Raw genomic sequence first — 25,125 nt, forward strand, 5'->3', positions numbered from 1 at the left:
TCTCCTTGTCAATAAAATGAAAATTGCTTTTTGTAGCACAAATATTATAAACTATACTGTGTTAAAAAGAAACATGTAGGAGGAAACAACAATGCCAGCTGAGAATACAGTGATAAAAGACAGGCTCCTTCGCCTTCGAAATAAAATGAAAGCAGAGGAAATCGACTACTACATGATGCCGACCTCTGACTTTCACAACTCAGAGTACAGCGCAGACTTTTTCAAGGTGAGAGAGTATTTCTGCGGATTTGACGGATCAAACGGAACTCTGGTTGTGAGTCAGGATGAAGCAGGAATGTGGACCGACGGAAGATATTTTATCCAGGCTGAGAATCAGATGAAGGGAACAGGAGTAGTTCTTTTTAAGATGCTTGAGCCCGGCGTGCCAACCATTACAGAGTATCTCATGGAGAATATGAAAGAGGGACAGGTACTTGGCTTTGACGGAAGAGTAGTATCAACAAGCATCGGTGAGAGTCTTGAGAAAAAGCTCTCTGAAAAGAACGTGACCCTTAAGTTTGATAAAGATCTGGCTGAGGATGTATGGACCGAAAGGCCGGCTCTTCCCTGCCATGATATGTACGTGCTTCCCGATGACCTCTGCGGAATGAGCTTTAAGGAGAAACTCTCTGTTGTAAGAGAGAAGATGGCAGAGAAAGGCTGTAAGTTCTATCTGCTCAGTAAGCTCGATGATATCATGTGGCTTACAAATCTTCGCGGCAATGACGTTGAGTGCAATCCGGTAGCTCTTTCCTACGCAATAATCACAGAGAATGAGTTTACTCTTTTTGTTCAGGAAAAAGAGATCACGGACAGCGCAAAGGCATACTGCGACAAGGAAGGTATTATCCTCAAGGACTACCACAGCCTTATCGACGAAGTTGACAAGACTTCCATGCCGGGAAACGTATTATTTGATAAAAGAAATACCAACTTCCTTACATACAAGACACTGGTAAAAAAGGCAGAAGAAGCAAAGGTTGCCCTGAAAAACGAAAAGGATCCCACAGAGCTTTTAAAGGCTTGCAAGAACGATACAGAGATAAAGAATATCAGAGAGGTATATGTTCGCGATAGCGCTAAACTCACTGAATTCATCTACTGGGTAAAGGCAAATGTAGGCAAAACAGAGATCACTGAGTACTCAGCAGCTATGAAGCTCGATTCCATGAGAGCAGAGCTTCCGGGCTTTATTGAGCTCTCTTTCCCTACTATCAGTGCGTACAATGCAAATGCAGCAATGGCTCATTATGAGGCTACCGAGGACAATTATGCCGTAGTTAATCCTGAGGGAATGCTCCTTGTTGATTCAGGCGGAACCTACATGGGAGGAACAACCGATGTAACAAGAACCATTGTTGTAGGAGAGATCAGCGATGAGATAAAGCGCACTTACACTGCAACAGTAGTAGGAATGCTCCGTCTTGCAAATGCCAACTTCCTGGAAGGATGCTCAGGTAAGAACGTGGATATTCTTGCCCGTCAGTGCCTCTGGGATATGGGAATTGATTACAAGCATGGCACAGGCCATGGAATCGGCTATATCTTAAATGTCCATGAAGGACCTCAGAACATCAGATGGAGATTTACACCGGGACAGAACGAAGCTCCACTTCTTCCCGGAATGATCGTATCCGACGAGCCCGGTGTTTATATCGAGGGCAAGTACGGTATCAGAATTGAGAATATCCTTGAAGTTGTTAAGGGAGAAGCAAATGAGTACGGACAGTTCCTTCATTTTGCTCATTTGACCTATGCACCTATCGACCTTGAAGCAATTGATAAAAAGTACATGGAGCCCAGAGATGTAAAGGCTCTTAATGACTATCATGCAGAGGTTTACAGAAGGGTTAGTCCCCTTATAAAAGACCCTAAAATCCTCAACTGGCTCAGGGAAGCAACAAGGGAAATTTAATTGTAAAAAGAGTGTAAAAAAACGCCAAATCCCTTGAAAATAAGCGCCTTGGGCGTATAATAAAGTTAGAGCAAAGCTATAAGCTCTCCTGGGATGTCCGACACCTCCTGTGTAATTTGAACCTACAGTTACTTTAAACGGGACTCCTACATTACCTGTTTGATTGCCACGCCTTCGGCCCTGCGTATACGCAGACAAGCTACGGGAGAGGAAGGCAGGAATTCAGGTTGCGGTAACCCACCTGGCGTTAGCTAGGAGTCAAATAACAGGAAACGGCATTTTGGGAATGCTTTAGACTATAAAAGCAGTCATTTCGGTGGCTGCTTTTTCAATGTGGCTACTATCGTGAGGAAAAGTGTATGGATGTAAAGGCTGCGCTTATATCTTTGGGAAAAGATTTTGCGTACAAGATGCAAAAAAAGAATATCGCTGCCTTCGCCGGAAGCTGTGCGTATTTCTTTATCATCTCCATCGTTCCCCTGCTCATTCTGATTTCTTCCACACTGCCATATACCGCTGTTACTGAGGCGGATCTTGTCAAGGCGCTTACAGACATAACTCCTGATTTTGCGGATGGTATTATTCTTAAGCTCATTGATGAAGCCTATGAACAGTCAGTGGCAGTTTTTTCTATATCAGCTCTTGCTACCATCTGGTCAGGTGCCCTTGGTATGCTCTCCATCATAAGAGGACTTAACTGTATCTACGATGTAGAGGAGCGCAGAAACTATTTCCACCTCAGATTTATCGCAGCACTTTATACACTGGCAATGATAGCGATCATGCTTGTTATGCTGCTTATAATGGTATTTGAGAGAGTTGTGAGAAACATTGCAGTAAGCCACTTCCCAAGCATAATGTTTGTTATTTCATTATCGTCGTATCTCAAGTTTTTAGTGGTGATCGCAGTGTCGACCTTTTTCTTTGCCCTGATCTACACCTTTGTTCCCAGTGCCAAGATGACTTTTGTCTATCAGCTTCCGGGAGCTATATTTTCCGCTGTGGTGTGGTATCTCTTTTCATGGCTCTTCTCAATATATGTAAATATGTCCGGATACTTCTCGGTTTACGGAAGCATTGCAACTCCGCTGATCATGATGATCTGGCTGTACTTCTGTATCTCGATCTTTCTTATAGGGGCTTTTATAAACAGATTCTTCCATCCGGCGGTGAAGGTTTTATATGATGATCATCACCAGAGGAAAGTCAGGGAGAAGGCTAAGAAAAAGAGCACAAGACAGCTTCGTAAACCAAGAAAATACAACGAGTTTGGCTAAAAAAGGAGACAGCATAATGAAGTTTGGAAAGTGGAAAAAGAAAAAGTGGTTTGCATACACGGTTGCTACCTGTAGTGCGGTAATTCTGTTTATGATACTCGCACATCTGGGAGATCTGTTCAGCGCACTGGGGTCTTTCTTTTCTTTCCTCAGACCTATTATCTCCGGAATTATAGTTGCGTATGTCATCAATCCACTGGCGAACTTTTTTGACAGGAAGGTTTTCCATAAATTAAAGAGTGAGAAGACAAGATGGTCGCTGTCCTGTATCTGTGCACTGATAGTGCTTGTGCTCTGCATCGTTCTATTGTTTGTGGCACTTATTCCTCAGCTTGTGGACAGCGTTGCAACGCTGGTTTCAAATATGGATACCTATGTAAGTACACTTCAGGAGTTCCTAAGAAGGTTTGAGTCAGGATCCAAGGGATTTTTCGGCCTCGATTTTGCATCTTTGGCTAATTTTGGTGATCGCATCCTTGAAAAGATAAGCTCATACTTCTCGGACAACATGGAATCCTTTGTAGGTGGTACGGCAAATGTCGGAAGAGGTGTATTTGATCTGGTGATTGCCTTCATTCTTGCGGTTTATTTCCTTTTGGATAAGCGCAGAATCACAGGCGGGGTTGGAAGGTTTATGGCTCTGATCATGAAGCCGGAATCCTTTACCAAGGCAACGGAGTTTTTGGACAGATGCAATGTCATCCTTATCAGATATATCAGTGTTGATGTTATAGACGGTCTCATCGTTGGAGTAGTAAACTTCCTGTTTATGGTGATAATGAGAATGCCTTATGCAGCTCTTATTTCTGTGATTGTAGGAGTTACTAACCTGGCACCAACTTTTGGTCCTATCGTCGGAGCTCTTATCGGCGCCTTTGTTCTGGTACTGGTAGAACCATGGTATGCGCTGTGGTTTTTGATATTTACCGTAATACTTCAGACTCTGGACGGATACATAATAAAGCCCAAGCTCTTTGGCGGAAGTCTCGGCGTATCGGCTCTTATGATACTGATAGCCATCGTACTAGGCGGAAGACTCTTTGGTGTTGGCGGTATTCTTTTAGCTATTCCTTTTGCGGCAATTATTGATTTTACCTGGAAAGATTTTGTTATAAAAAAACTTGAGCAGAGACAGGCAAAGCGGTACAATAAATTGTAGAGAACGTATATGGGATTACTACATATTGAATCAATAAAGGGGGTATATTATGGACTATGTAATGAATTTTATCGATGGTGCAATTGAATTTGCCAAGGAAAAGATAGACAAAGTGATGGACTTCTGGGAAGGCCTTGATGATGGAAAGAGAAAACTCTTTATTGGCTGCGTTGTAGCTACAGTATCAGTGATAGTAATAGCTTCAATCGCATACAGCATTGGTAAGTCCCAGGGCAGGAAACTTGCTATCGAAGAAGAGGATTTCTAAAAAAACCACTAAAGAACCGGGAGCTTCGATAAGAAGCTCCTTTTATGTATGGAGAAAATTATGAAGAAGGTATTAAAGGCCATTGGAATTATTCTTTTGCTGGTAGCGCTTGTTGCAGTTACAGTGGTGGCTTATCTTACCGTTGATGAGTACAGGCCGGGTGAGGTAGAGCCTCTGGAAGTAGCCGGAGAGGCTACAGCGCATCCTACAAAGGGAAAGAGCATTCGTGTTATGAGCTGGAATGTGGGGTACGGAGCTCTTGGTGACAATGCAGACTTTTTTATGGATGGCGGTAAGATGGTATATTCTGCCGACGAGGAGAGGGTAAAAAAGAATCTGGATGATATCGCAGCTGAAGTGGATAAGATAGCACCCGATATCTTAATAACCCAGGAAACTGACCTCAGTGCAGCAAGATCGTATTTTATAAATGAGCCACAGTATCTGATGGAACATTCATCAGCAGATGTGTTTGGCGGGAATAATATTTTTGCCTATAACTTTAAGGTTAGTTTTGTTCCACTTCCAATGCCGCCTATAGGCAAGGTCCACAGCGGACTTGTGGCATTTAGTAAGTTCCAGATGGCTGAGGCTGATCGTCTTGCACTTCCTTGTCCGTTCAAATGGCCGCTCAGGACCTTTAATTTAAAGAGAGGCCTTGAAGTTATGAGATTCCCGGTGGAGGGAAGTGACAAGGAGCTGGTTTTGATAAATCTTCATCTGGAGGCCTATGATTCAGGAGAAGGTAAGATTGCCCAGACAAAGCGTCTTAAACAGGTCCTTATGGATGAAGTGGAGAAGGGTAACTACGTTATAGCCGGCGGTGACTTTAATCAGACTTTTTCAAATGTGGATATAAGCAAGTATGCTGCTCTTGATGGAGTCTGGCAGGCCGGATCTATAGATGTTTCAGAGTATGGGGATGATTTTAAGTTTCTGACCGATTCCGGCGTGCCTACATGCAGATCGCTGGACAAGGTACTTGCTGATGCACCGAGCAAGGATTACAGTGAATTCCAATATTATGTGATTGACGGTTATATCGTCTCGAAAAACATTGAAGTAGAGCAGGTTTACACAGATGATCTCGGATTTGTATGCAGTGATCATAATCCTGTGGTAATGGACTTCAAACTTCGCTGATTTTTCGTGACAGTAAACGTTTAATCGAATATAATATTAGATAAGGTTTTTTAGCAACTATATTTTGAAAGGGGACAGGAGTTAATGGTACACAAGGCAAAACGTAACGTAATCGTTGGACAGTCGGGAGGCCCTACAGCGGCAATCAATTCATCGCTGGCAGGAGTATACAGGACTGCGATTGACCGTGGATACAAGAAGGTATATGGAATGATCCACGGTGTTCAGGGGCTTATGGAAGGCAGATATGTTGATCTTTCTGATCATATTCAGTCAGGTCTTGATATTGAGCTTTTGAAGAGAACACCTTCAGCATATCTTGGATCATGCAGATTTAAGCTTCCTGAGATTTTTGAGAGCAAAGAGATCTACGAGAAGATATTTGAGATTCTCGATAAGCTTCAGATTGACTGCTTCATCTACATCGGTGGTAACGATTCAATGGATACCATCAAGAAGCTTTCAGATTATGCCATCATTTCAGGATCTAACATCAGATTTGTAGGCTGCCCTAAGACAATTGATAACGATCTGGCTCTTACAGACCACACACCTGGATACGGCTCAGCAGCTAAGTACATCGGTACTTCTGTAAAAGAGATCATCAGAGACAGCTGGTCACTTGAGACAACCAGTGGACAGGTTATCATCGTTGAGGTTATGGGAAGAAACGCAGGATGGCTTACAGGCGCTACAGCTCTTGCAAAGGGCGAGGACTGTGACGGACCTGATGCAATCTATCTTCCTGAGCTGCCATTTGATATGGATGCGTTCATCAAGAAGATCAAAGGTCTCTTAAAGAGCAAGGCATCTGTTGTTGTAGCAGTATCTGAGGGTATCAGAACTAAGGACGGCAAGTATGTAAGTGAGCTCGGAAACAGCATTGATTATGTTGATGCTTTCGGACACAAGCAGCTTACAGGTACAGCAAGATACCTCTGCGAAGTTGTTTCCAAGGAGTGCGGATGCAAGACTCGTCCTATCGAGCTTTCAACACTTCAGAGAGCAGCAAGCCACTGTGCTTCACGTGTAGATATCCTTGAGGCTTATGAGGTCGGTGGTGCAGCTATGAAGGCAGCTGACGAAGGCGACAGCGGCAAGATGGTTGTTATCGAGAGACTTTCAGATGATCCTTATCAGGCAGGAACAGAGGTTAAGGATGTTCACAAGATCGCTAACGACGAGAGAACAGTTCCGAGAGATTGGATCAACAAGGACGGCACATATGTAACTAACGAGTTTATTACCTATGTAAGACCGCTTATTCAGGGTGATGTAGGACCTATCATGGTTGATGGTATCCCGAGACACCTCTACAGACCTGGCTTCCAGGACATTCTGTAAGCTGAATCACTTGATTTTTCTGAACAAAATCACATAAAAACTTGTTATGTGCACAAAACTATAGTAGAATAGGCAATGTAGTAAATAATTTCTTTTTTGGAGGGAAACCAAATGAATAAGACAGAACTTATCGATGCAATCGCAAAGGAAGCTGGACTTTCTAAGAAGGATGCGGCTGCAGCACTGAACGCTTTCACAGACACTGTAACAAAGGAGCTCAAGAAAAAGGGTAAGGTTCAGCTTGTTGGCTTCGGTACATTCGAGACAACTAAGAGAGCTGCTAGAACAGGTAAGAATCCTCAGACTGGCGCTGCTATCAAGATTCCTGCTTCTGTAGCACCTAAGTTCAAGGCTGGTAAGGCTCTTAAGGATCTTGTTAACAAGAAATAATTTTTACTATACGAAAAAGGCTGTGCATTATTGCACAGTCTTTTTTTTTTGTGTTATTATGTGTATATATTCTCTATTGGGCGGGACAATCTGATGTCATTTGAAAAAAGCTTTGAAAATTTTGTTCAAATACTATCTGAGGAAGAAGTGACTCCTGAAATAACTCCCAGCGCGCTGGCTGATTTGTCTAAGGAATACTCACTTCGTTCTATTGTTTCCGTTGTTTCTTTTAAGCCCACTTCGGATAAGGCCGGAGAGCCTGACACCGTCATCCCGTTATTTGGCCCTACAATTGAAAAAGAAGAGCCTGACTATATGTTCAAGAGCAGTATGGCAGGAGATAGGACAGTTACTTATTATGTCTATCTTTCAGGCGGCAGGAGACTTAATGACGCGGAATACAAGAATTTTTCGCTGATAATGGACGTCTTGTCTTTCCACATGGAGAGATTTCTTTTAATAAGCATTGTTAAGAACAGCGCATTTACTCAGTATCTTACAGGGCTTCCCAATTCCGGAGGCTTTCTTGCCTTTGTCGGAGAAAAGTTTGCCTCAGGAGAGATCCTTCAGTATGACGCATTTTTCCTCAATCTCAAGAGCTTTGGCCTTATAAGCAGGAGATACGGAATACAAGAGGGCGATGAAATCATGAAGCGCTATGCGAAGAAGCTCAATGAGTTTATAGAGCCCGGCGAGATAATCGCTCATTTCGGAGGAGATAATTTTACTGCTCTTATCAAGAAAGATAGAACCAAGAGCTTTTTGAAGTATGTTTCATCAATTCCGGTTATTGGAATTAAAAACGACAGAGAAGATGAGATTAACATCTCTGCAGTCACCGGAGTATATGCCATTGATGAATCAATGAAGGGCCCCGGCCAGGTAATATCAAGAGCCAGCATGGCTTGCAATTATGCCAAGAATGTGGCTAATAAACCCTATGTATTTGTAAATAAGGCAATGAGTACCAGAATATACCGTCAGAAGCAGATTGAGGACAGATATGAGGAAGCTCTTGCCAACGATGAGTTCAGAATCTATCTTCAGCCCAAGGTTGATACAGAGACCGGCAGGATTGTGGGAGCCGAGTCTTTGGCAAGATGGTTCTGCAACGGAATAGTTCTTTATCCGACAGAATTTGTGCCTATTTTGGAACAGGAGGGCATGGTAGCATCTCTTGACCTCTACGTTCTGAAAAAGACTTGTGAGTACATTAAAGAGTGGCAGGACAATGGAATATCACCGGTGCCTATCTCTGTTAATTTTTCCAGAAGAGACCTTGGCTTTAAGGATCTGGCAAAAGAGATCATGGATACCATTGACAGCTATGGTATAGACAGGAAATATATCGAAATTGAGGTCACAGAGACTGCCAGTGAGGATGAGCGAGTTCTTATGACGAACTTCCTTTCAAGGCTCAAAGAAGGTGAAATAGCAACAGCTATCGATGATTTCGGAACAGGCTATTCATCTCTGTCGACTCTAAGGGATTTCCCTGTATCTGTGATTAAGATCGACAGGTCTTTTATCAACAATGAAGAGCTTAATTCCAGTGATGAGATAGTCCTTAGGAATATTGTTACCATGGCCAATGAACTTGGAATAGATGTGGTGACGGAGGGAGTGGAGAGACCTGATCAGACTCAGCTCCTTAAGAATATAGGCTGCCATGTGGTTCAGGGATTCTTATATGACAACCCTATGCCCAAAAAGGACTTTGAAAAGAGACTTCAAAAGGGCGTATATGATGAATAAAAATAACGCTGACTGAAAAATATCAGTCAGCGTTTTATTTTGCTATTCGTCAGTCGACTCTCTTGCTGCCCCAGAAGAACAGTGCAACTGTTCCGGGACCTGTATGGCTTCCGATTGTGGTTCCGATGCTCACAATCTTAACCTTGCCCTTTAAGTTGTGGAACTTGGACTCAATAAGGTCTGCAACAGCTCTTGCTTCTTCGTAGCAATCTGAGTTTGAAATGTAGCAGTCACCATCGTAGTCAAGGCCGTTCTCGGCAAGTTCTTCCATCTTGGCTACCTGAGCCTTCATGACTGCGTTGATTCCACGAAGTTTGGAACGAACGATAAGTCTTCCCTGATAATCAACGTTGAGAAGAGGACATATCTTAAGGGCTCCGCCGATAAGGCCGGCTGCCTTGGAAACACGACCGCCTCTTACTAGGTAGGTAAGATCTGTAACAAAGAACCAGTGCTGGCATTCAAGCCTATGCTCGATGATCCACTCATAGAGTTCATCAATGTTCATTCCGCTATCACGAAGGTCTGCGAGCTTGTTCATTACAAGTCCGTATCCAGCTGATGCTGCGAGAGAATCCACAACATAGAGCTTTCTGTCGGGATATTTTTCTCTGAGCTGATCTCTTGCAATGGTTGCTGAGTTAAGAGTTCCGGATATTCCGGAGCTTAAGGTAAGGTGAAGTATGTCTTTTCCCTGCTTGAGGATTTCCTCGAAGTAGTCTACATACTCGCCGACACTAACCTGTGAAGTCTTGGTCATTGCACCCTTGGCCATGGCATCATAGAAATCCTTGAAGGGATAAGATACGCCCAGGTCATCAGGATAATCTTTTCCGTCGATATTGAAATGGAAGCAGACGTAGCTGATATCTCTTTCTTTAAAATGCTCTGCTGTAAGATCAGCAGTAGAACAACAGCTTAAAACGTAATCCATAGTAAGTTACTCCTCCGAATGAATGTTAACATCTAGCTTATAATAACATTATTGTGGGATATCTAGCAAGAAAAGTAAGAAGGATTGACAAAAACTCTTTTGCAAAATAAAATAATTTAAGTTAAATATTTATATGCAATGAAGGTGTGGGCGATAGCCCGAGAAGATATATTCTTCTTACAGAGAATTGGAGTCATCGGCTGGAAGCTCCATAAGATCAGGATATATTGGAAATTTCGCACCGGAGCATACCTTTAAAATGAGTGTCTGACTTTTAGTCAGGAATAAGGGTGGTACCGCGATCAATTCGTCCCTTGTGTAGATTTACGCTACACAAGGGATTTTCTTTTGTGTAGAGTGTACAATTATTTTTTCAGGAGGAAGGAAATTTGGAAAACAGCGCATTACATCAGCAAATTGAAGCGATTCGTGAAGAAATCAAGGCTAATTCCGAAAAGCTTGACAGCTCCAAGCTTGTATATGAGCTTAGAAAGAGCTTTTTGGACAACAAGACCGGTAAGATCTCAGCTCTTATGAAGGAGATGAAGAATATTGCCGCAGAGGATCGTGCAGAATACGGCAAAAACGTTAATGAACTTAAGCAGTGGGCTCTTGCTCAGTTCGATGAGCTTGACAAGAAGATGAAAGAGAAAGAGCTTAAGGCAAGATATGAGAGAGAGAAGCAGGACGTAACAATGCCTGCCAAGATGCGTTATCAGGGCAATCTTCATCCTGTAACACAGATGAGAGAGACTCTCATCGACATATTTGCAGGAATGGGGTTTGAAATTTATGAGGGTACTGAGATTGAGAATGACTATTACAATTTCACAGCTCTTAATACACCCGCCGATCACCCTGCAAGAGATATGCAGGATACATTCTACTTAAGCCCTGAGTTCCTCTTAAGAACACAGACTTCATCAGGTCAGATCCATGTTATGGAGAACAAGAAGCCTCCGATCAAGATATTATCTCCCGGTAAGGTTTTCCGTTCAGATGATGATGCAACTCATTCACCTATGTTCTCACAGATGGAAGGCCTTGTAGTTGACAAGAATGTTACTCTCTGCGACCTTAAGGGTGCTTTGGAAACCTTTGCTCAGAAGATCTTCGGTGAGGGAACAACAACAAGACTTCGTCCTTCATACTTCCCATTTACAGAGCCTTCAGTTGAGGTTGACTGCAGCTGCTTCGCATGTGGCGGTAAGGGATGTAACCTCTGTAAGGGTACAGGCTGGATCGAGGTTCTCGGAGCCGGCGTAGTTAACAAGAAGGTTTTGGAGAACTGCGGAATTGATTCAGAAGAGTACAGCGGATTTGCTTTTGGTATCGGTATCGAGCGTGCAACAATGCTCAAATACGGCATCAACAACATCAAGCTTTTATATGAGTCAGATCTTGATGTTCTTAAGCAGATTGATCACTACGAATAATTTAGGAGGAAACCGAAAATGTTAGTACCTTTAAGTTGGCTTAAAGATTTTGTTGATATAGATATTGAACCAAAAGAACTTGAGAAGAAGCTTTTCGACTGTGGATTCGAGGTTGAAGAGTGCTGGGAAGTGGGAAAAGACATATCCAAGGTTGTAGTTGGACAGGTAGAGACCTGTGAACCTATTCCCGAGACCCATCTTCATGTATGTACCGTAAATGCTGGTGAGCATGGAACTTTCCAGGTATGCTGCGGAGCAGACAACGTTCAGGCAGGAGGAAAGTATCCTCTGGCTCTTGTTGGAGCTACAGTTATTGAGACCGAGAGAGACCATGTGACAGTAATCGGTGTTGCTACAATCAAGAAGGGTAAACTTCGCGGTTACGATTCAGAGGGTATGCTCTGCTCGGGCGTTGAGCTCGGTGTTAACGAGGATATGTATCCCGGAGCCGGCTACAACGGACTTCTTGTTTTCCCTGAGGACACAGAGGTTGGCGCTGATGTTAAGCCTATCCTCGGCCTTGATGACTGGATCTTTGATGTTTCAATCACAGCAAACAGACCTGACTGTCAGAGTATCTACGGTCTTGCAAGAGAAGTTGCTGCTGCACTTGATAAGCCATTAAAAGAGATTGACTTATCATACACAGAGACAGACGTTGAAAATGAGGGATTTAGTGTAACAGTAGAAGATCCCGATCTTTGCCCAAGATATATCGGACACTATGTATATGATGTAAAACTTGGCGAGAGCCCTCTTTGGATGAAGAGAAGACTTGCTATGGTAGGCAATAACGCAATCAATAATATCGTTGATATCACAAACTATATTATGAGAGAGCTTGGACAGCCTATGCATGCTTTTGACGGTAACTTCCTTGAGGGAAATAAGATCGTTGTAAGACGTGCTAAGCAGGGTGAGAAGATTGTAACTCTTGATGAGAACGAGTTTGAGCTCACAACTGACAATCTTGTGATCTGCGACGGCGTTAAACCTGTAGCTCTTGCAGGTATCATGGGAGGCCTTAACTCAGAGATCCGTGATACAACAACTACAGTTACTTTCGAAGCTGCCAAGTTCATGCGTGACAATATCCGTAAGAGCTCAAGAGCACTGGGACAGTCTTCTGACTCATCAGCTGCTTTCGCAAAGGGTGTTTACGAATATACAACTGTTATCGCCATGAAGAGAGCTCTTCATCTTATTGAACAGCTTGGCGCAGGTAAGGTATCCAAGACTCATGTTGATATCAATACCGGAAACAGCCTTGAGAAGAAAGAGATGAAGGCTTCCATAGCAAAAGTAAACGGAGTTCTTGGTATTGAAGTTCCTACAGATGAGATCAAGAGAATCCTTACAAACTTAAGCTTTGAGCCTGTTATTAACGGAGACGAGCTCACCATCAAGATTCCTGCATATCGTGAGGATATGGAAGATTATCCTGATATCGCAGAAGAGCTTATCCGTATGTATGGATATGACCACGTTAAGGCTACATTCCTTAAGGATTGTAACGTTACAGTAGGTGGCAGAAACTTAAGACAGAAGACTGAGCTCAGGATCAAGAGAGCTCTTTGCGCTCAGGGTGCATATGAATGCATGCACTACTCATTCTTCTCACCAAGCGACCTTGATCTTCTTGGATTCGAAGAGAATGCACCTGAGAGAAATGCCATCAGGATCCTTAATCCTATAAATGAAGATCTCTCAATCATGAGAACAACTCTTGCAGCTCAGATGATCCACGCTATTGCAAGAAACCAGAAGAAGGGTACTCTTGAAGGAAGACTGTTTGAGCTTGGTAACAAATTTGTTCCAAAGTCACTTCCACTTACAGAATATCCTGATGAGAAGGCCACACTTTGCATTGGCATTTTCGGTGAGGGAGAGGATATCTTCACATTAAAGGGCCTTGCTGAGAATGTTGCTGATACTCTTCACATTAGCTTTAAGTATGAGCAGGCTACAAAGACATTCCTTCACCCATACAGAACTGCCAGGATCCTTTGCGAAGGAGAAGAGGTTGGATACCTTGGACAGATTACTTACGAGATCCAGGATGAGACTGATATGAGAATTCCTGCTTATATCTGTGAGATTGATCTTTCACTCCTTGATAAGTATTATGGCAAGACTCCTGTATTTGAGCCACTTTCAAAGTTTGCTACCGTTAAGCGTGACCTTGCTCTTATCATGGATAAGACAGTTACCTGCGGAGAGGTCGAGGATGCTATCTACGGCTCATGCAAGTATGTGACAGACGTTAAGCTCTTCGATGTATATGAGGGACTTCCAATTCCTCCTACCAAGAAGAGTATGGCCTTCACAATTACCTTCACTCCTAAGGATGAAGAGCTTACAGATGAGGCTATTAACGGCTATGTTGATAAGATGCTCAGAAAGCTTTCATTCACCATGGGAATTGAAATCCGTACCTGATTTGATTGAAACTAAAACAGGTGTTAAAATAGTCATTGCTCTAGTTAGCAATGACTATTTTTAATTCGAAAGGAGTTTTTATGAATAGAATAAACGCATGGACAACTTACAATGCTACTCAGCTCAAGGCTGTTGATAAGTTTGCCGACCAGTACAAGGTATTCCTTGATAATTCCAAGACTGAGAGAGAAGCTATCGATACTATCGTTAACGAGATCGAGGCAGCAGGCTACAGAGAACTGAATACTCTCATCGGTGGAAAGACCAAACTTAAGAAAGGCGATAAGGTTTACTCCGTATGGATGAACAAGTCAATCGCCATGTTCCAGATCGGATCAGATCCAATGGAAGCAGGTATGAACATTCTTGGCGCTCACATCGATTCACCAAGACTTGATGTTAAACAGAATCCTCTTTATGAGGACAGCAGTATTGCTTACCTTGATACACACTACTATGGTGGCATCAAGAAATATCAGTATGTTGCAATGCCTCTCGCAATCCACGGCGTTATCGTTAAGACTGACGGTACAACTGTTCAGCTTAATGTCGGTGAGGATGAGGATGATCCTGTATTTTTCGTTTCAGATCTTCTTATTCACCTTGCACAGGATCAGATGGCTAAGAAGGCTTCCAATGTTATCGAGGGAGAAGCTCTTGACCTTATCGTAGGTAACAGACCATTTGTTATCGAGAAGGACGAGAAGGAAAAGGCAGCCAAGAAGAACACCAAGCTCTCAGCAGGCGAGCAGTATGCGATCGATGCAGAGAAGGCTGAAAAAGAAGAGAGCGGTAAGGTTTCAGGTGCAGTTAAGCGCGGAATCGTAGCAATCCTCAATGACCTTTACGGAATCACAGAGGATGATTTCATCTCAGCAGAGCTCGAGATCGTTCCTGCAGGAAAGGCTAGAGATGCGGGATTTGACAGATCAATGATCCTTGGCTATGGCCATGATGACAGAGTATGTGCTTATCCTTCAATGAGAGCCATCCTTGATGTAAAGAATGTAAAGAGAACATCCTGCTGTATCCTTGTTGACAAGGAGGAGATCGGATCTGTCGGCGCAACAGGTATGAGATCAAGATTCTTTGAGAACGCTGTTGCTGAGCTTATGAACCTTACAAAAGAAGGTTACAATGACCTTGCACTCAGAAGATGTCTTGCAAACTCATGCATGCTTTCATCTGATGTTAACGCAGGCTTTGACCCAAGCTACGCATCATGCTTTGAGAAAAAGAATGCTTCTTACCTCGGAGGCGGACTGGTATTTAGCAAGTTCACAGGATCCCGCGGCAAGTCAGGTTCTAACGATGCAAACGCTGAGTTCATCGCAGAGATCAGAAAGGCTTACGAGAAGGATAAGATTGTTTATCAGACAGCTGAGCTTGGTAAGGTTGATGTCGGCGGCGGCGGAACCATCGCTTACATCCTTGCTCTCTATGGCATGAACGTTATTGATGCCGGTGTTGCAGTTCTTAATATGCACGCACCATGGGAGGCTATCAGCAAGGCTGACCTTTACGAAGCATACAGAGGATATGTATCATTCCTTCAGAACATTGATTTTAGAAACGAGTAATATAGAAAATAATGAGTGAAAACAAAGAAATTGGACTGAGCACAGCGGACTACTACTTCGACCTTCCACAGGAGCTTATAGCACAGGATCCTCTTTTAAGAAGAGATGAGTGCAGGCTTCTTACAGTGGACAAAAAGACCGGAGAAGTAGAGCACCATGTGTTCAGTGAGATAATAAACTATTTAGAGCCCGGGGACTGCCTTGTACTTAATAACACCAAGGTTATCCCTGCAAGGCTCCTTGGTGTAAAGGAAGAGACAGGTGCTGCAGTGGAGATACTGCTTCTTAAGAGAAGGGGAGCAGATCTCTGGGAGTGCCTTGTTAAGCCTGGTAAGAAGCTCCGCCCGGGAGCAAGAGTTTCTTTTGGTGACGGTATCCTCACAGCTGAGATAACTGAGGTTGTGGAAGACGGTAACAGACTGGTAAAGTTCTTTTACGAAGGAATATGGGAAGAGGTCTTGGATAAACTTGGCGAGATGCCACTTCCTCCATATATCACACACAAGCTTCAGGACAAGAACATGTACCAGACTGTCTATGCCAAGTATGACGGCTCGGCAGCAGCTCCTACAGCAGGACTTCACTTTACCAATGAGCTCCTTAAGAAGATAGAAGATAAGGGCATTGACCTTGCTTTTGTAACCCTTCACGTTGGTCTTGGTACCTTCAGACCCGTTAAGGTTACCAACGTCAAAGAACACATAATGCATTCAGAGTGGTATCAGGTTACAGCTGAGGCAGCAGAGAAGATCAACAGGGCAAAAGAGTCCGGCCACAGAGTTATCTGTGTTGGCACCACCAGCTGCAGAACCATTGAGAGTGCTGCGGATGAAAACGGAAAACTTACAGAAAAGTCCGATGATACCTCAATCTTTATCTACCCCGGATATAAGTTTAAGGTTACAGACTGCCTTATCACCAATTTCCATCTTCCCGAGTCTACGCTTGTTATGCTGGTTTCAGCACTGGCAGGCAGAGAGCACGTACTTTCAGCATATGAGGAAGCAATAAAGGAGAGATACAGATTCTTTTCCTTTGGTGACGCTTGCTTTTTCTATGATAAAGAGCATTAGAGCCATAATTGTGATAAAATAAAAGAAGCTAGGTTACTATCAATTCTTCAAACCACGGGGGTGCACAATGGAAGAAAAGAGAAAACACAGAAGACGTCAGCTTACAGGTGAGATCATTCTAAAAAAACTCGGAGGTAACGACGAGGCACAGACAGCGCAGATTGAGATCCATGACTGTTCGAGAGACGGTCTGGGATTTTCGACTGATGCCCAGCTTACTATTGGCAATAACTATGAGGCTAACCTTACTCTTTGGACTAAGGAAGTTCTTCATGTGTTTGTCCAGATTGTCAGAGCTGCCAAGGTTGACGACGTTTTCCAGTACGGCGGAATATTTATCGGAATGCCTGACTCAGACAAGATGAGAATTGAGGTCTATGAGACCGTAGAAGACCAGTTAAAGGAACAGGAAAATAATTCATGAAAATAGCAGTAGTGGGAACCGGATATGTAGGAATGTCCAATTCAGTTCTTTTATCGCAGTTTAATGATGTAACTGCAGTAGATGTCATACCTGAGAAGGTCGACATGATCAACAAAAGGATTTCTCCGATCGTAGATAAGGAGATTGAGGAGTATCTCTCAACCAAGGATTTAAGACTCCATGCGACACTCAATGCTTCAGAAGCCTATGAGGATGCAGACTTTGTAATCATTTCAACTCCTACCAACTACGATGAGAAACTCAACTACTTTGATACCTCTTCGGTTTTAAGCGTAGTTGATCAGGTCAGAAAAGAGAATCCTGATGCTTACATCATAATCAAGTCTACTATACCTGTAGGATATACAGAGGAACTCGCAGAGACCTATCACACAAATCACATCATGTTCTCTCCCGAGTTTTTAAGAGAGGGACATGCACTGTATGATAACCTTTATCCATCAAGGATAATTGTGGGATACAACACACAGAGCGAGGAAGCTGATGAGAAGGCTCACATGTTTGCAGACCTTCTTAAGCAGGGAGCACTTAAAGAGAAGGTGGATGTTCTTTTTATGAACAGCACTGAGGCTGAGTCCGTTAAGCTCTTTGCCAATACTTATTTAGCGCTCCGCGTATCCTTCTTTAATGAGCTTGATACCTACGCTGAGGTCAGAGGCCTTAACACCAGGAACATCATCCAGGGTGTATGTCTTGACCCGAGAGTAGGAGACTTTTATAACAATCCATCCTTTGGATATGGCGGATATTGCCTGCCCAAGGATACCAAACAGCTCCTTGCCAACTATGAGGATGTTCCCAACAACCTCATTACAGCCATCGTTGATGCCAACAGGACAAGGAAAGACTTCATCGCCGACAGAGTCTGGGCCCTTCACCCCAAGAAGGTTGGAGTATACAGACTTACCATGAAGGCCGGTTCTGATAACTTCAGACAGTCAGCCATTCAGGGCATCATGAAGCGAATCAAGTCAAGAGGCATCGAGTGTGTGGTTTATGAGCCAACTCTTAAGGATGACGATTTCTTCAATTCAAAAGTAGAAAGAGACCTTGATAAGTTCAAGAAAGAGTGTGATTTCATCATCGCAAATCGCCTCACAGATGAGCTTAAGGATGTTGTGGACAAGGTTTATACAAGAGATCTGTTTGGAAACGAATAATAGAGAATAAGGCCTCCTTGGCAGATAACCAAGGGGGCTTTTTGGATGAATGGGACAATGGAAGAAAAGCATAAAAGAAGAGTTCATTACTCGGGTAAATACCCCAGGAAGTTTGAAGAAAAGTATAAAGAGCAGAACCCTGAGAAGTATGCCGACACTGTGGCACACGTTATCTCCAAGGGCTCAACTCCTGCAGGAATGCACATTTCCATTATGGTAAAAGAGATCCTGGAGGTTCTTAAGATTGAGCCCGGTGAGCAGGGGCTTGACTGTACTCTTGGTTATGGCGGACATACCAGGAAGATGCTTGAAGAACTTAAGGGAAGCGGTTGTGTATATGGCCTTGACGTGGATCCAATAGAGTCTAAAAAGACTGTGGAGAGACTTAGGGATGCAGGCTTTGATGAGGACATATTTAAGTTCAGGCTCATCAATTTCGCCAATATAGATAAAGTTTGCGAAGAGACCGGCAAATTTGACTTTGTTCTGGCTGACCTTGGCGTTTCTTCTATGCAGATAGATGATCCCAAGAGGGGCTTTTCATATAAGATTGATGGCCCTCTTGATCTTCGGCTTGATCCTGAGCACGGAGAGTCTGCTGCAGAGAGACTTCACAATATCACCAGAGATGAGTTTGTTGGTATGCTTATAGAAAACTCTGACGAGCCCTATGCTGAAGAGATTGCCGACAAGGTCTTTTCACTAATGAAAAAGGGCGATGCCATGGATACGACAACAGCCCTGAGAGGAGCTATAGAATCTGCCCTTTGGAAGGTCCCTAAGGAGGAGAAAAAGGACGCTGTCAAAAAGAGCTGTGCGAGAGTTTTCCAAGCCATTAGAATAGATGTAAACAGCGAATTTGAGGTGCTCTATTCATTCCTTGAAAAGCTTCCGGGTATTCTAAATCCCGGCGCAAGAGTAGCCATCCTGACATTCCACTCGGGAGAGGACAGGCTGGTCAAGAAGTCTTTTAAGGCACTTTACAAAGAAGGAATATACAGCGAGATCTCAGAGGACGTCACAAGACCTTCAGCCGAAGAGCAGAGGATAAACCCCAGGAGTAAATCCACCAAGCTCAGATGGGCTGTTAAGGCATGAGAGTATTAATATCTGTTGTGGACTTTCTCTGCGAAGCACATCATGTCTTTTACATGGATTTTTTCGCCGTTATCAAGGATTGCTGTACCGGTCAGTCTTCCGAATACCTGATGCTGGTCTGAGACTATTACCTTATAGTCAAGACATGCAGCCCTGTCCAGGACGGGAACGAAATCCATCTCAAAACGACCGTCGGAAGATGTGAACTTCCAGGGATCCATATATGAGCTTTCCGGGATATGGAAAGTGATATCATCCAGTTTATGAGCAACGCCGTCATAGAAAATGATGTTTTCTGTGGCGGCTTTTGTGTTGCCGAAACCATAACCTATATTAAAACCAAAAGCTTTTCCGTTTACATCGCAGTTACCTGAACCCCAGTTCCAGGTGTTGTCATAGGTCCAGACGCCACGGCCCCAGTCCAGAGTTCCAAAATCCGTGGCCGGGTTGAAGGTATATCTATGGCCGCCATAGCTCATATAGCCCGAGGCTCTCATGCAATTGATCTTCTGATTGTAGTAAAAACAGTGTTTTTTATCCCAGGGTGTTGCGATTACCATAGAATCCATCTTTGGCTGCTCGAGATATATATCGCACTCAAAGGCGTTTCCCTTATAGAAGTTATCGAAGTGGCAAGTGATATGCCTTTTGCCGTCAAGTGCTTCAAACTTCATCTGCAGGCGGTCATCTTTATATTCCGTAATGCCGCTTTCCGAGGACGACGGAAGAGAAAGCTTTCCCATGGGGAAAGTATTCAGGATGGTCTCGGTGTGCTCCTTGGGCTTATCTCCAAATGTAAGGAGAGACACGGACTGAAGACCAATGTATCCGTCATCGGAGATAGTGAATGCTCCGGCGAATTTATCGGAGAGGACAAGATAGTAGTCCCATTCTTTGATGCGCCACTTAGGGGCTTTTATAGCCGATCTGTCATATTTTTGCAAAAGAGATCTGGACCAGCCGGGCTCTGTAAGTTCGCCCTGAGAGTCCAAAAGCGGATGACTTGTAACGACTTCGTGATTTCTTCCCATATGACCCTCCTAAATGAAATATTCTTACTTCTATATTAACACCAAACTGGTGTAGAATGTATTTACGTGACGTATGATCAAACATTTGATCAAAGTATAAATGAAACGGAGAATTTAAATGAAAAAGATAGTGCTTAATAAATACACGGATTTTATTGTTGATAAGACAACAGAACTGTTAAATATCGACTCACCTACAGGGTACACTAAGGAAGCTGCAGCCTGGGTAAAAAAGGAATTCGAGAGCCTTGGATTTAAGACAAAGATCACAAATAAGGGAGGCATTATAGTTGACCTTACAGGCAAGGACAAAAAGAACGGACTTCTCCTTGAAGCTCATACAGATACCCTTGGCGGAATGGTTGCTACCATCAAAGATAACGGAAGGCTTCAGCTTACCAATCTTGGCGGAATGAATCCCAACAACGCAGAGACAGAAAATGTCAGAGTTGTTACCAAGTTTGACGGAATCTACGAGGGTACATTCCAGCTCAACAACGCCTCAATTCATGTAAACGGCGAGTACGATGATACCAAGAGAACCTGGGAGAACTGTGAGGTTGTTCTTGATGAAGATGTGAAGAAGAAAGAGGATACGGAGAAGCTTGGAATCTCCGTTGGCGATATCGTATGCTTCGAGCCAAATGTGAGAGTAACTAAGTCAGGATATATCAAATCAAGATTCCTGGATGATAAGCTCAGCGTAGGTATTCTTCTGGGACTTGCCAAATATATCAAGGATAAAAAGGTAACTCCTAAGAGAGCTCTTTATGCTCATATCACTGTGTTTGAAGAAGTTGGACACGGCGGAAGCGGAAGTGTTCCGGAAGGCTGCACGGAGGCAATTTCAGTGGATATGGGATGTGTAGGGGATGGACTTACATGTACCGAGAAGCAGGTATCAATCTGCGCTAAGGACAGTGGTGGCCCTTACAGCTACGACATCGTAAAAGGTCTTGTGACAGCTGCCAAAGAGAGCGGTGCCGACTATGCGGTTGACATCTACCCTCACTACGGAAGTGACGTTGAGGCAACCTTAAGATCCGGTGTTGATCTTAAGCACGGCCTTATCGGAGCAGGTGTTTATGCTTCTCACGGCTATGAGAGAAGCCACAGGGACGGTGCTGAGAACGTGCTTCGCCTTCTCATCGGATATGCTCTATGAATGACAACAAACAGTTTTACAGAAATCTAATAAGAATATCGCTGCCAATTGCCCTTCAGAGTCTGATGCTGGCGCTGGTGGCAGCTTGTGATGCCCTTATGCTTGGACGGGTTGCCCAGGCGCAGATGACGGCAGTTTCTCTTGCGACGCAGATCCAGTTTGTCCAGAATATGTTCCTCTCAGCAGCAACGGCAGCAGGAGCAATTCTGGGAGCGCAGTACTGGGGCAAGGGCGATAAGAGGACACTGGAAGATATATTTGACCTGATGCTGATGTTCTGCGGAATGGTATCAGTTCTGTTCTTTGCCTTTTGCGAGTTTTGTCCCGGGATGCTGATGTCAATATTTGCAGGAGATAAGGAACTTATTGCCATCGGTAGTTCATATCTTAGGATAGCCGGCTGGTCGTACCTTATAACCGGAGTTTCCCAGTGCTATCTTACTATCATGAAGGTCACCGAGAATGTAAAGGCCGGAGCACTTATCAGTTCTGCAGCAGTTGTAATTAACATCATATTTAATGCAATTCTCATCTTTGGACTCTTTGGCATTCCTGCAATGGAAGCCAAGGGAGCAGCGCTTGCGACCACAATAGCCAGAGTGATAGAGCTGGCTATATGTCTTTTAGTATCTACGAAGAATACCTATATAAGGCCGGCACTTGGCCGTATGTTCAGTATATCGAGTGGGCTTGTGAAGGACTTCTACAGGCAGTGTCTGCCTCTTATGGGTGGTGGCCTGTGCTGGGGAGTAGGCTTTACATCATATACGGCAATCATGGGACACATGGGAGTTGACGCAGCAGCTGCCAATTCTGTGGCTGCAGTAGTAAGAGACCTTGTGTGCTGCATGTGCAACGGTATAGGAAGCGCAGCGGGGATCATTGTAGGTAACGAGCTTGGCGCCGGTCGCCTTGAACAGGGCAAAAAATACGGAATCAGGCTCACGAAGATTTCTTTTGTTATAGGCTTTATTTCCATGGGAATAGTACTGGCCGTAACACCTCTTGTTGTTAATGGGGTTATTCTTACTGACAAAGCCCGTGGATATCTTGTCTGGATGATGGTCATCATGTCTTTTTACATGATCGGAAGATGTGTCAACACAGTTACTATCAACGGAGTTCTTGATGGCGGAGGAGATACGATATTTGACCTCTACAGTCTTATAGTGAGCATGTGGATGATAGCTATTCCTCTGGCGCTGTGCGGAGCATTTGTATTTCACTGGTCACCGCTTGCCGTTTACGCCTGCACCTGCCTTGATGAAGTGGGCAAGATTCCGTGGGTTATGATAAGACTAAGGAAATATAAATGGGTCAAAGATCTGACCAGATAAGCGATTCGTGAGGGTATGGACTATGGGTAAAAGAATCTTAAACAGCTTTGCAAGTGATTTTGAGAAGATGGGTAAAAAAGATCTCCTTAGCGCTATAGCTGAGAGCGAGGGAAGGACTCTTATGACCGAGTGTATCGGTATGTTTACACCTCAGTGCGAGGACGTATCCAATGCCGAGCTCTGTGCAGCTTTTGGTTCAGACTTTATTCTCTGCAATATCTTTGATGTCTGGAACCCTGATGTTAAGGGCCTTCCTGAGCATAAGGCAGAGGATACGGCGTGCCTGATAAAAGAGCTGACCGGACTTCCGCTTGCTATCAATCTGGAGCCGGGCAAGATCATTGAAGGCTCTGACAACCCCTGGGCTCTTACAAAAGGGCGCATAGCAAATGCGGAGAATGCTGTTCGTGCAAGAGACATGGGAGTCAACATGATCCTCATAACCGGTAACCCGGGTATCGGTGTAACCAACGAGGGAATTCTTAATGCCATCAGAGAGATAAAAGAAGCTGTCGGAGATGATATTATCATCGCCTCCGGCAAGATGCATGCTGCAGGCATCATCACAGAGGGCGCGGATGCTATCCTGACTATGGAAGACATCGACGCCTTTGCAGAGGCAGGTGCTGATATCATTCTTCTTCCTGCGCCGGGAACTGTTCCCGGAATCACTGTGGAATGGGCAAGGGAGAGAGTAAGCTATATCCACAAAAAGGGTAGACTCTCCATGACTGCCATCGGAACCAGCCAGGAGGGCACTGACGAGGAGACCATCAAGCAGATTGCTCTTATGTGTAAGCAGACAGGAACCGATATTCACCACATTGGAGACAGCGGTCATCCCGGTATTGCTGCGCCTAAGAACATCATGGCCTACAGCATCAGTATACGTGGCATACGTCATACCTATCACCGTATGGCAGCAAGCGCGAGAAGATAAGCTGTTATGAGCGGAATTATTTCTTCTGATTCTTCCTGTATTCCTTTGGCGTCATGCCGTATTTGGCTTTAAAAACGTTCTGAAAGTAACTCTGTGTAGAGAAGCATAGATACTCACTGATCTCGCTGATGGTCTTGTCAGTGTAGGTGAGAAGACTCTTTGCTTCTTCCAGTTTACGTCGCATGATGTAAGAGCTGATATTAAAGCCAAGTGCTCTTTTAAACTTTTTGGACAGGGTGGTTCTGTCCATGTTTAAATGCTTAGCAATATCTTCAACTGAAATGTTTTGATTAACGTGGTTTGCAATAAACTGGATTGCGAGATAGATGTCCTCGGGCATGCCTTTTGGTATCCTGGCTTCTGCCACGCGGCTTGTAAAGTCAATTGCAGCAGTTGCGTTTAGAGCCAGGATTGAAGCCTGATCGGACATTTTTTCAGCCTCCTGGATATAGGAATCGGAAAGCTGATAAGCTGTTTCGATATCAAGGCCGCCGGCTATTGCCCGACGGGTTATTATTGCAGTGGTCGAAATGAAAATGTTTTTTGCCTGACGCAGTGAATCGTTTGAGGTACGTCCTTCTGTAAAAGAGGGTACTTGCTGAATGAAATGCTGAAGACCGTCAAGGTCTCCTCTTTCTATGTAGCCATAGTATTGCTGCTCAAAAAAATAGGTGTCGTGGAACTGCGACTGTTCTTTGTTTTCTATGAGAGCGTGGGAATGATGTTTTCCGACGCTCTGTTTTTTTGCCTTATCGGTAAAACCAAAATACTCGAAAACATCGATTATATTTCCATTTAATTCTTTATTGATAAGAGTCATTATATTCAGAAACTGCGACATGGTAAAACGAGGAGTCCTGTCGTAAAAATCCCGAATCTGTTCTTTGTAATCAACCGGCAGAGAGTAGCTTGCTATCAGCGAGTCAATGTCTGCTTCAGACAAAGCTGTAGTGGATACAGGACCCATAACGATATCCAGATCATTTGTATCACTTTTTATAATTCCCACAAGTAAGAATTCTTTTGTAGAAAAATAATGTAAAGATTTTTTGCCCAGAACGAGACTGTTTCTGTATGTGATTATAAAATCCTCAGGAAGTTCGGAAACCGGAATTGAGCTGATGCACTTACCGTTCTCAAATAAGTGGATCGGCATAAATGTGGAGTTATAGATTATCTGCAATGTGTTTATAACGTATTTGATATTGTTTTTCATATATTTACCGCACAATCAAA

General features: G+C 43.7%; 21 protein-coding genes and 1 other RNA gene. 19 read left to right on the forward strand and 3 right to left on the reverse strand.

The window, feature by feature from the left end; translation table 11 throughout:
* The first annotated feature begins 91 nt into the window (after nucleotides 1-91).
* The 9 genes from G633_RS0100450 (at nucleotide 92) to G633_RS0100485 (ending at nucleotide 9,251) form a co-directional block, all read left to right on the forward strand.
* Complete coding sequence (locus G633_RS0100450) at nucleotides 92-1,915, forward strand: aminopeptidase P family protein (protein WP_035770352.1); 1,824 nt, start codon at nucleotides 92-94, stop codon at nucleotides 1,913-1,915.
* A gap of 82 nt (nucleotides 1,916-1,997) precedes the next feature.
* Nucleotides 1,998-2,206: non-coding RNA, 6S RNA (ssrS, locus tag G633_RS19635), on the forward strand.
* Between the two features lie 68 nt (nucleotides 2,207-2,274).
* Complete coding sequence (locus G633_RS0100455; protein ID WP_022767350.1) at nucleotides 2,275-3,192, forward strand: YihY/virulence factor BrkB family protein; 918 nt, start codon at nucleotides 2,275-2,277, stop codon at nucleotides 3,190-3,192.
* A 16-nt stretch (nucleotides 3,193-3,208) separates the two neighbouring features.
* A complete protein-coding gene (locus tag G633_RS0100460; protein WP_026518768.1) occupies nucleotides 3,209-4,351 on the forward strand; it encodes an AI-2E family transporter in 1,143 nt (380 codons plus the stop codon).
* 49 nt (nucleotides 4,352-4,400) lie between these two features.
* Entirely contained in the window at nucleotides 4,401-4,619 is a 219-nt protein-coding gene (locus G633_RS0100465) for a hypothetical protein (RefSeq protein ID WP_022767348.1), read from the forward strand.
* A gap of 60 nt (nucleotides 4,620-4,679) precedes the next feature.
* Nucleotides 4,680-5,762, forward strand: a complete 1,083-nt coding sequence (locus G633_RS0100470) for an endonuclease/exonuclease/phosphatase family protein (RefSeq protein WP_242826699.1) — start codon at nucleotides 4,680-4,682, stop codon at nucleotides 5,760-5,762.
* A gap of 84 nt (nucleotides 5,763-5,846) precedes the next feature.
* Nucleotides 5,847-7,106, forward strand: coding sequence for a 6-phosphofructokinase (locus G633_RS0100475; protein WP_022767346.1), 1,260 nt, complete (start codon nucleotides 5,847-5,849; stop codon nucleotides 7,104-7,106).
* A 111-nt stretch (nucleotides 7,107-7,217) separates the two neighbouring features.
* The gene (locus G633_RS0100480; RefSeq protein ID WP_013280467.1) at nucleotides 7,218-7,496 is read left to right on the forward strand and encodes an HU family DNA-binding protein; all 279 of its coding nucleotides are present in this window, start codon (nucleotides 7,218-7,220) and stop codon (nucleotides 7,494-7,496) included.
* A gap of 93 nt (nucleotides 7,497-7,589) precedes the next feature.
* The gene (locus G633_RS0100485) at nucleotides 7,590-9,251 is read left to right on the forward strand and encodes a putative bifunctional diguanylate cyclase/phosphodiesterase (RefSeq protein ID WP_022767345.1); all 1,662 of its coding nucleotides are present in this window, start codon (nucleotides 7,590-7,592) and stop codon (nucleotides 9,249-9,251) included.
* Between the two features lie 49 nt (nucleotides 9,252-9,300).
* On the opposite strand, the gene G633_RS0100490 is transcribed toward G633_RS0100485, so the two are convergent.
* Nucleotides 9,301-10,185, reverse strand: coding sequence for a DegV family protein (locus G633_RS0100490; RefSeq protein WP_022767344.1), 885 nt, complete (start codon nucleotides 10,183-10,185; stop codon nucleotides 9,301-9,303).
* Nucleotides 10,186-10,574: 389 nt separating this feature from the next.
* Here G633_RS0100490 and pheS point away from each other — a divergent pair, with 389 nt between their 5' ends.
* From pheS to rsmH, 7 genes are all read left to right on the forward strand, one after another.
* A complete protein-coding gene (gene pheS, locus G633_RS0100495) occupies nucleotides 10,575-11,621 on the forward strand; it encodes a phenylalanine--tRNA ligase subunit alpha (RefSeq protein WP_026518769.1) in 1,047 nt (348 codons plus the stop codon).
* A gap of 18 nt (nucleotides 11,622-11,639) precedes the next feature.
* Nucleotides 11,640-14,060, forward strand: a complete 2,421-nt coding sequence (gene pheT / locus G633_RS0100500) for a phenylalanine--tRNA ligase subunit beta (protein ID WP_026518770.1) — start codon at nucleotides 11,640-11,642, stop codon at nucleotides 14,058-14,060.
* An 80-nt stretch (nucleotides 14,061-14,140) separates the two neighbouring features.
* Nucleotides 14,141-15,640: an aminopeptidase gene (locus tag G633_RS0100505; RefSeq protein WP_022767341.1), complete on the forward strand. Its 1,500-nt coding sequence runs from the start codon at nucleotides 14,141-14,143 to the stop codon at nucleotides 15,638-15,640.
* 11 nt (nucleotides 15,641-15,651) lie between these two features.
* Nucleotides 15,652-16,713, forward strand: coding sequence for a tRNA preQ1(34) S-adenosylmethionine ribosyltransferase-isomerase QueA (gene queA, locus G633_RS0100510; protein ID WP_196804206.1), 1,062 nt, complete (start codon nucleotides 15,652-15,654; stop codon nucleotides 16,711-16,713).
* Between the two features lie 67 nt (nucleotides 16,714-16,780).
* Nucleotides 16,781-17,137, forward strand: a complete 357-nt coding sequence (locus G633_RS16880; RefSeq protein ID WP_022767339.1) for a PilZ domain-containing protein — start codon at nucleotides 16,781-16,783, stop codon at nucleotides 17,135-17,137.
* On the forward strand, nucleotides 17,134-18,318 hold the full coding sequence (locus G633_RS0100520; protein WP_026518772.1) for a nucleotide sugar dehydrogenase: 1,185 nt from the start codon (nucleotides 17,134-17,136) through the stop codon (nucleotides 18,316-18,318). Before G633_RS16880 ends, G633_RS0100520 begins: the two co-directional genes overlap by 4 nt.
* 45 nt (nucleotides 18,319-18,363) lie before the next feature.
* On the forward strand, nucleotides 18,364-19,416 hold the full coding sequence (gene rsmH, locus G633_RS0100525; RefSeq protein ID WP_035770355.1) for a 16S rRNA (cytosine(1402)-N(4))-methyltransferase RsmH: 1,053 nt from the start codon (nucleotides 18,364-18,366) through the stop codon (nucleotides 19,414-19,416).
* Nucleotides 19,417-19,421: 5 nt separating this feature from the next.
* Here rsmH and G633_RS0100530 read toward each other — a convergent pair whose 3' ends face one another.
* Nucleotides 19,422-20,447, reverse strand: a complete 1,026-nt coding sequence (locus tag G633_RS0100530) for a DUF2804 domain-containing protein (RefSeq protein WP_026518774.1) — start codon at nucleotides 20,445-20,447, stop codon at nucleotides 19,422-19,424.
* 118 nt (nucleotides 20,448-20,565) lie between these two features.
* Between G633_RS0100530 and G633_RS0100535 the strand changes: the two genes are divergently transcribed.
* From G633_RS0100535 to G633_RS0100545, 3 genes are read left to right on the forward strand one after another with little or no spacing between them, the layout of a single operon-like run.
* Entirely contained in the window at nucleotides 20,566-21,612 is a 1,047-nt protein-coding gene (locus G633_RS0100535; RefSeq protein ID WP_026518775.1) for a M42 family metallopeptidase, read from the forward strand.
* Nucleotides 21,609-22,949: an MATE family efflux transporter gene (locus G633_RS0100540; protein WP_026518776.1), complete on the forward strand. Its 1,341-nt coding sequence runs from the start codon at nucleotides 21,609-21,611 to the stop codon at nucleotides 22,947-22,949. The genes G633_RS0100535 and G633_RS0100540 overlap by 4 nt, the downstream gene beginning before the upstream one ends.
* Nucleotides 22,950-22,971: 22 nt before the next feature.
* The gene (locus tag G633_RS0100545; protein WP_026518777.1) at nucleotides 22,972-23,889 is read left to right on the forward strand and encodes a DUF7916 family protein; all 918 of its coding nucleotides are present in this window, start codon (nucleotides 22,972-22,974) and stop codon (nucleotides 23,887-23,889) included.
* Between the two features lie 16 nt (nucleotides 23,890-23,905).
* Here G633_RS0100545 and G633_RS0100550 read toward each other — a convergent pair whose 3' ends face one another.
* Nucleotides 23,906-25,045, reverse strand: a complete 1,140-nt coding sequence (locus tag G633_RS0100550) for a helix-turn-helix domain-containing protein (protein WP_207638093.1) — start codon at nucleotides 25,043-25,045, stop codon at nucleotides 23,906-23,908.
* Nucleotides 25,046-25,125: the final 80 nt, after the last annotated feature.

The sequence above is a fragment of the Butyrivibrio sp. FCS006 genome, assembly GCF_000424525.1.
Taxonomy (GTDB): Bacteria; Bacillota; Clostridia; order Lachnospirales; family Lachnospiraceae; genus Butyrivibrio.